Here is a 6,674-nt window from a genome sequence, read left to right as displayed (position 1 = left end):
CAATTTCACCATTATTTTTCCCCCTAAAAAAAGGCCGCTTTCTCGTCAAGGCCTAAAAAGATTTATCAAAAGCCCTCTTATATTATATAATCTAAATTGTCTGCGTTTTTCATAAACTCCAAATCTTTTATCAGGAGGACATTATGGTTAAAAAATTCGTTGAATTACTTTCGAATAAGAAAAGAATTTTCTTTGCAATCCTCGTTTTGGTGAATTTATTTGCGCTTTTTGGGGTGTTAAGAATTAGGATAAACCCTGATATAACAGCACTCCTTCCTTTGGATTCTCCTGCGAATAAGGCATACAAAGAAATGGAAAAAACTTTTGACAGCGGCGATCAGTTGATTTTTGTGGTAGAAATTCCTCAGTACAATGACGAAACCGAAAAGTTCAAAGCGCTTCGAGAACTCCAGTCTCAGCTGGAAAATCTCGAAGCGGTCTCAAGCGTAAATGGCCCTGCTCCCAGAACGATATTCGCAGGGCTCAGGGCGATAAAACTGGAGGAGATAACTGCAGAGGACATTCCCTTGCTGAAGAAGTTTCTTTCTAACCTGGGAGAGCTAAACCCGCTGATTGAGAATGATGGAAAAAGCTACGCCAGTTTCAACATTTTTCTTAACCCGGGCGCTGATTACAGGAAAGCTGTTAAAGAGATAGAGGATATTTTTGGAAACAGTGGGTTTACGTATTATGGTTCTGGAAACGCATTCTTGCAGAAAAAACTGGTTGACTATCTGTTAGTTATAATTTCGATTATTCCTCCGCTGGCGGGCTTTCTCATTGTCCTCGTTTTCAGGTCACAGATAGGTTCAACCAAAAACACTATTTTGTCGATTTTCCCTGCAGGACTCGGTGCTTTATGGACTGTTGGTTTTATGGGATGGACAGGGAAGGAACTTTCTATATTGACCATTTTAGCTCCTATATTCACCATTGTCATGGGAAGTGCAGACGGCATCCACTTTATGTCTCATTTCATGGATAATTTGAATGAAGACAGGGTAGGAACCGTTGAGAAAACCCTCAAAGGAGTTGGCCTTCCCATGATAATGACCACACTAACCACAATCGCTGGCTTTCTTTCACTGCTGGTTACTGGTTCCTCAGCATTATCTCAATTAGCCATTTACGCTTCGTTGGGAATAGGCTTTGCGGGTGTCGCAACCTGGATCTTCCTACCTCTGGTTACACTTCAGATAAAAAAATTCGATAAAGTCGAACCAAAGCCAATAAACACCTTTCTCCCAACAGCAGTTTCTAAGTTATGGGGTAAAAGGGTTATGGCTTTTGCCATAATATATATTTTGACGGCTGTCATAGGCTTTAAGTATATAGTCATTGAATTTAACCAGCTTGACTTTTTCAAAAAAAGCACTCAGGTGGCCAAAAGTTTTGAAAAAGTCAAAGAGATAAATGGCGGTGGAATGCCGCTGTTTGCAGTGATAAACACCTCAAAAGATCCTCTTGATCTTAAAACAGCGGGTGAAGTTCTTGAGATGGAAAAGAAGCTAAAAGAAGAAGGGCTTGTAAACAAGATAATCTCAGTGTATGACGTGATGGGTTACCTAAATAAAAACGCCTATAACCTCAGTTCACCTGCATATCCAAAAACCATTGGAATCGCAAATTTGCTGTTTATGTTAGCCTCAAAACAATCCGGGAATCCCCTTTCTAATTTTCTTTTAAGAGACCAGAATTTATCGAGAATAATGGTATTCCCAAAAGATTTAAAAGGTGAAACACTCCAGAAGATAAAAGAAACTATTACAGGCTTGAGCAATGAGGACATCAAATTCTCTGTTGTAGGTGTGCCTTACGTTACAAAAGAGATGAATGACAGCATCATCAACAAGCAAGTAAATTCGATGCTTTTTGCAATAGTTATGGTTTTTGTAATGCTATTGCTTACATTCAGAAACTTCCTAGTTTCGATCTTTGCAACTATACCAATCGGGATTACATTGGTTGGTATGTTCGGGTTCATGGGATTTTTGCGTATCCCTTTGAATATAACCACCGCAACTATGGCAAGCATCACCATTGGGGTAGGAATAGATTATGCCATACATTACAGCTCTTATTACAGAAACAAACTTAAAGATAACAACTCGCCTGAAGCCGCTAAAAAAGCGTTTATGGCAACTTCCAAACCGATAATTGCCAATGCCTTTGGACTCGCGATTGGAATGTCAGCGTTGTTTGTTTCACCACTGAAAATTCACATGTTCATGGCTTCTCTGATGTGGTTTACTATGGTTTCAAGTTCCGTTATGACACTTGCACTGTTACCAACGATGTATTCGAAATTAATGAGGAAAGATCCGCAAAACTAAATATAATCAATATGCGAACTGATGAAAAAAATACCCTCATTAATGGTCTTTAAGCGGCAAAAAGAGCATTAGCCATATTGTTTCGCTTCTGAAGATTAGCTACAATATAGGCATTTTATGCTCAATAAAACTGCTGTACTTCTTTATGTCTGAAGCAGCTCACAAGATGATCGTTTACAAGCCCCACGGCTTGCATGTGAGCATAAGTGATAGTGGGTCCAACAAAACTAAAACCCCTCTTTTTCAAATCTTTGCTGAGCGCAATGGAAAGCTCAGTATATGCTGGAACTTCTTCGAGGCTTTTCCATTGGTTCACAATGGGGTTTCCTCCAACAAAACTCCAGATATAAGAATCGAAAGAGCCAAACTCTTTTTGTACTTCTAAAAATGCCCTGGCATTGTTTATGGCGGAAAGTATCTTCCGCTTATTCCTTATTATGCCGCTGTTTTTTAGCAGTTCTTCGATTTTTTCATTGTCGTAATCTGCAACAAGCCCGGGGTCAAAACCGCTGAAGGCTTTTCGGTAACCTTCCCGTCGTTTCAATATTGTTGCCCAACTCAATCCCGCTTGAGCGCCTTCTAAAATCAAAAATTCAAAGTGAATTCTATCTGAATGTACAGGAACACCCCACTCTTCATCGTGATATTTAACATACAGCGGATCCGTTCCAGCCCAGGGACACCTTGTTCTTTCCATTTCTTCACCTCGGATTCCAAGTCTGCTTTAAGATAACTCTAAGTATTCGATTATATTATAGAGTTAGGATACAACGAAAATGAAAGGAACAAAATGAAAAAGATGATAGTTATATCAGTAATTCTGTTTTTGATAATTAACGCATTCGCGGCAACATTTAGCAATGAAGAAATAAATGGAATACTTTTAATGGGGGAAGAAGAAAAACTCGCAAGAGATGCTTATCTTGAATTATATGATCTCAATTTTCTATGATAAAAATGGATTTTTGTGTATCATGGTGTTGTGAAAGCATATTTAGAACAGGTTTTTAATTTCATATTGAATGCAAAGGGGATGATTTTATGAAAAGACGCACGATTTTGGTTATAGCGATTTTGCTTGCTTCAATGTTCCTGTCTGCTAAAGCACTGAAAGTGGCGTATGTTTATGTTGGACCGGTTGGCGATGCTGGCTGGACTTATGCACATGATCTTGGAAGACAGTACGTAGAAAAGGTATTCGGCGATGCCATCAGAACTGATTTCATTGAAAGCGTGTCTGAAGGTGCTGAATCTGAAAGTGTAATAAGAAGCTACGCTCAGAGAGGATATGATTTGATCTTTGCGACGAGCTTCGGTTATATGGACTCGGTTATAAACGTTGCCAAAAAATATCCAAAAACTATTTTCATGCACTGCTCAGGTTATAAAACCGCCAATAATGTTGGCACATATTTTGGGAGGATTTACGAGCCAGATTTCCTTTCAGGGCTTATAGCAGGAATCATGACAAAGAGCAACATCATAGGCTATGTAGCTGCTTATCCTATTCCAGAGGTCGTGAGGGGAATAAACGCCTTTGCCCTTGGCATAGAATATGTAAATCCAGCTGCGAAAGTTCATGTTATCTGGGTGAATTCTTGGTATGACCCTGCACTGGAAAAGGAAGCGGCGATTTCTTTATTGAATATCGGCGCGGATGTAATAGCGCAGGGTCAGGATTCACCGGCTGCCCAACAAGCTGCACAAGAATACGGCGTTTACTCAATTGGCTATAACAGCGACATGGAAAAATTCGCGCCCAAGTCATATCTTGGTGCGCCTGTATGGAATTGGGGACCTTATTATGAAAGGGTTATAAAAGAGGTTATGGCTGGAACATGGAAGAGCGAGCAATACTGGGGTGGTATGGCCGACGGCGTTGTGGATTTAGACATAAGTGATCTTGTTCCCAATACGGTTAAAAAACTCGTTTCCGTTTTCAAAGAAGCTATTATCAGTGAAACATTCCATCCATTTGTTGGTCCACTGTATGATCAGGAGGGCAAACTCAGAGTTCCCGCTGGAGATATTCCTTCAGATAGTGAGCTTCTCAGCATGGATTGGTTTGTAGATAACGTAGTAGGAACTATCCCAAGACAGTAATAGTAAAACAGTGTGAGAAATATAATGTATGCAAAGGGCCGAAAGGCCCTTTTTTAAATTTTTAAATTTATTTTATCGATACAGAGAGTAAAGTGAGTTGTCATGTATGCGCTTACATTAAGAATAGATGTTGTGAATAAAAGTTATAAACAGCATAAAAACGGCTATATTGGCACATTATGCGGATAGCATTGTGAAAAAATACGCATAGTTGGATCGAAAAAACTGGATGTAAGCGAATACATTATGAGAACAGAATGCTTAATCGACATTATTTCGGAATAACTGAAAATAAAAGCCGTTAATGGGAGGTCTTTAGGTTTTGTTCATCGGTATTCTTTGTGAGATGATTTGTTGTATGAGGGATTTGTGAATACGCATACAAGGAGGGATTTAATATGGTAAAAGTTGGTGTAGTTGGTTATGGTGTGATAGGCCAACGTCTCGCTGATGGAGTTGCACTTCAAGAAGACATGGAACTTGTTGGTGTAGCGGATGTTGCTCCGACGCTTGCCGTTAGGGCTCTAAAAGAGAAGGGAATGCCCTACGATTTTTACCTTGCCGTTGAAGAAAACCGGGAAAAGGTTGAAAAAGCTGGCATTCCTATTTCTGGAAATCTGGAAGACCTGATTAAAAAAGTGGATATAGTTCTTGATGCAACCAATGCTGGCGTAGGTGCGAAAAACAAAGTCCTTTACGAAAAATACGGCAAAAAAGCTATTTTCCAGGGTGGAGAAAAAACAAGCGTTGCCGATGTATTTTTTCACGGATATGCAAATTATGAAAAAGGATTAGGAAAACAATTCTTGAAACTTACTTCATGCAATACCACTGGTTTAATTCGTTCTGTAGATTGCTTAGATAGAGCTGTTGGAGTGGAATCCGCGATGATTCATATTGTGAGGCGTGTTGCTGATCCGGGAGATTACCACAGAGGTCTTACTAATGCGCTGAAAGTTGATCCGGTTCCTAACCATCAAGCGGTTGACTTAATGCTCATAATGCCTCATGTGAAGGCCACCGGCGTTTTGGTGCACACTCCCGTTACCCATGGTCATTTCATCACCGTTTTTGCCAAACCCAAAAAGAAAGTTTCCAAAGAAGAGGCCATTGAGATATTCAGAGAACACCCAAGAATCAGGCTGGTAAAAATAGAAGATGGTTTTCTGGGTAACGCTTCCATATTCCGTTATGCACGTGATTTGGGAAATCCACGCGGCGATATGTACGAAATTTCAATATGGGAAGAAACAGTTACGCCTTTTGAAGACCACCTCATATATTCCCTGCATATTCCACAAGAGTCCGTGGTTATTCCCGAGACGATTGATGGTATCAGAGCCGCTATGGAAATGCAGGCGGATAGGCTGGAAGCCGTTGGGCTTACGAACAAATACCTAAAAATAGGGAGGCATAAGTAATGCGAGAGATTTTGATAAATACTCTCGATGACTTTAACTTCCATGATAAGACAGTTATCCTGAGGATTGATATCAACTCCCCTCTCGATCCGAAAACAAAAAAAATAGCCAATGAAAATAGAATAAATCAAAGTAATGGAACCTGGTCGAAGGAAACTAACGTTGATGTATTTATCTGGTGGAATGAGAATATAGGTAAGGATAAGGAAACGCCTAATCTGTTATTTAATACTGAAAATGAATATGTGAGAAATGATGATGTGATATTTTTACCAACATCTACAGGTATTACTGAAGCTCCAAAGGATTTAGATTGGGTAAAATTATGCATATTGAATAAAGAAGATATTGATATTTTGATATCACGTATAAAAAATAAATATTTGGAAAGATGGGAATCAATAAAAGACAAGTATACTAGTAAAGAACTAACAGGGGACATGAGAACTCTTGCAAGTTATAGTGATAATTATTTTTCGCTAAAGTTTAAAGAGCAAGCAAGTTCTGTTCAAATGATCAGTACAATTAACACACAAATTGATTCTTTTGATAAATCTAAATCATTTACTATATGGTTTTTTATAAATTACTTCAATAAAATGGAATCAGATTCAACTTTGTCAAACATTCAGTTTAGATTTCCAACAAATACAATTGAGGTTATTCAACGTGATAGAATTTATGTTGGAGAAGAGTATGATAATAAATTAGCAATAAAACTTTTTAATGAGACTAATCATGTTCCATTATATGATTTTAAGAATGAGTTTTCTGAAGATGAATTAAAGTTGTTTATAGATTTTATTTTAAAATGTGG

General features: G+C 38.6%; 5 protein-coding genes and 1 pseudogene. 5 read left to right on the top strand and 1 reads right to left on the bottom strand.

The window, feature by feature from the left end:
• Positions 1-143: 143 nt before the first annotated feature.
• Positions 144-2,333 (top strand): efflux RND transporter permease subunit, encoded by a 2,190-nt coding sequence (locus AC3LHT_RS03845; RefSeq protein WP_290666715.1) that lies wholly within the window; start codon positions 144-146, stop codon positions 2,331-2,333.
• 121 nt (positions 2,334-2,454) lie between these two features.
• Here AC3LHT_RS03845 and AC3LHT_RS03840 read toward each other — a convergent pair whose 3' ends face one another.
• Positions 2,455-3,030, bottom strand: a complete 576-nt coding sequence (locus AC3LHT_RS03840; RefSeq protein ID WP_290644732.1) for a DNA-3-methyladenine glycosylase I — start codon at positions 3,028-3,030, stop codon at positions 2,455-2,457.
• A 93-nt stretch (positions 3,031-3,123) separates the two neighbouring features.
• Between AC3LHT_RS03840 and AC3LHT_RS03835 the strand changes: the two genes are divergently transcribed.
• The 4 genes and pseudogenes from AC3LHT_RS03835 to AC3LHT_RS03820 form a co-directional block, all read left to right on the top strand.
• Entirely contained in the window at positions 3,124-3,285 is a 162-nt protein-coding gene (locus AC3LHT_RS03835) for a DUF2202 domain-containing protein (RefSeq protein WP_488662038.1), read from the top strand.
• An 89-nt stretch (positions 3,286-3,374) separates the two neighbouring features.
• Positions 3,375-4,436, top strand: coding sequence for a BMP family ABC transporter substrate-binding protein (locus AC3LHT_RS03830; protein ID WP_290667834.1), 1,062 nt, complete (start codon positions 3,375-3,377; stop codon positions 4,434-4,436).
• 398 nt (positions 4,437-4,834) lie between these two features.
• Positions 4,835-5,857 carry a type II glyceraldehyde-3-phosphate dehydrogenase gene (locus AC3LHT_RS03825; RefSeq protein WP_290644726.1) on the top strand — a complete coding sequence of 341 codons (1,023 nt, stop codon included), beginning with the start codon at positions 4,835-4,837 and terminating at the stop codon, positions 5,855-5,857.
• Positions 5,857-6,674: pseudogene (locus AC3LHT_RS03820) on the top strand (hypothetical protein); the annotation flags it as partial. The gene AC3LHT_RS03825 and the pseudogene AC3LHT_RS03820, both read left to right, overlap by 1 nt.

It is taken from the genome of Kosmotoga sp. (assembly GCF_982836095.1).
The sequence above is the reverse complement of the archived record's forward strand: the minus strand, read 5'-3'. Positions and strand labels throughout refer to the sequence as shown.

What these genes read in the sequence shown, in the direction of transcription:
- AC3LHT_RS03845 (WP_290666715.1), top strand. Translation starts at nt 144, where the DNA reads ATGGTTAAAAAATTCGTTGAATTACTTTCGAATAAGAAAAGAATTTTC.
- AC3LHT_RS03840 (WP_290644732.1), bottom strand. Translation starts at nt 3,030, where the DNA reads ATGGAAAGAACAAGGTGTCCCTGGGCTGGAACGGATCCGCTGTATGTT.
- AC3LHT_RS03835 (WP_488662038.1), top strand. Translation starts at nt 3,124, where the DNA reads ATGAAAAAGATGATAGTTATATCAGTAATTCTGTTTTTGATAATTAAC.
- AC3LHT_RS03830 (WP_290667834.1), top strand. Translation starts at nt 3,375, where the DNA reads ATGAAAAGACGCACGATTTTGGTTATAGCGATTTTGCTTGCTTCAATG.
- AC3LHT_RS03825 (WP_290644726.1), top strand. Translation starts at nt 4,835, where the DNA reads ATGGTAAAAGTTGGTGTAGTTGGTTATGGTGTGATAGGCCAACGTCTC.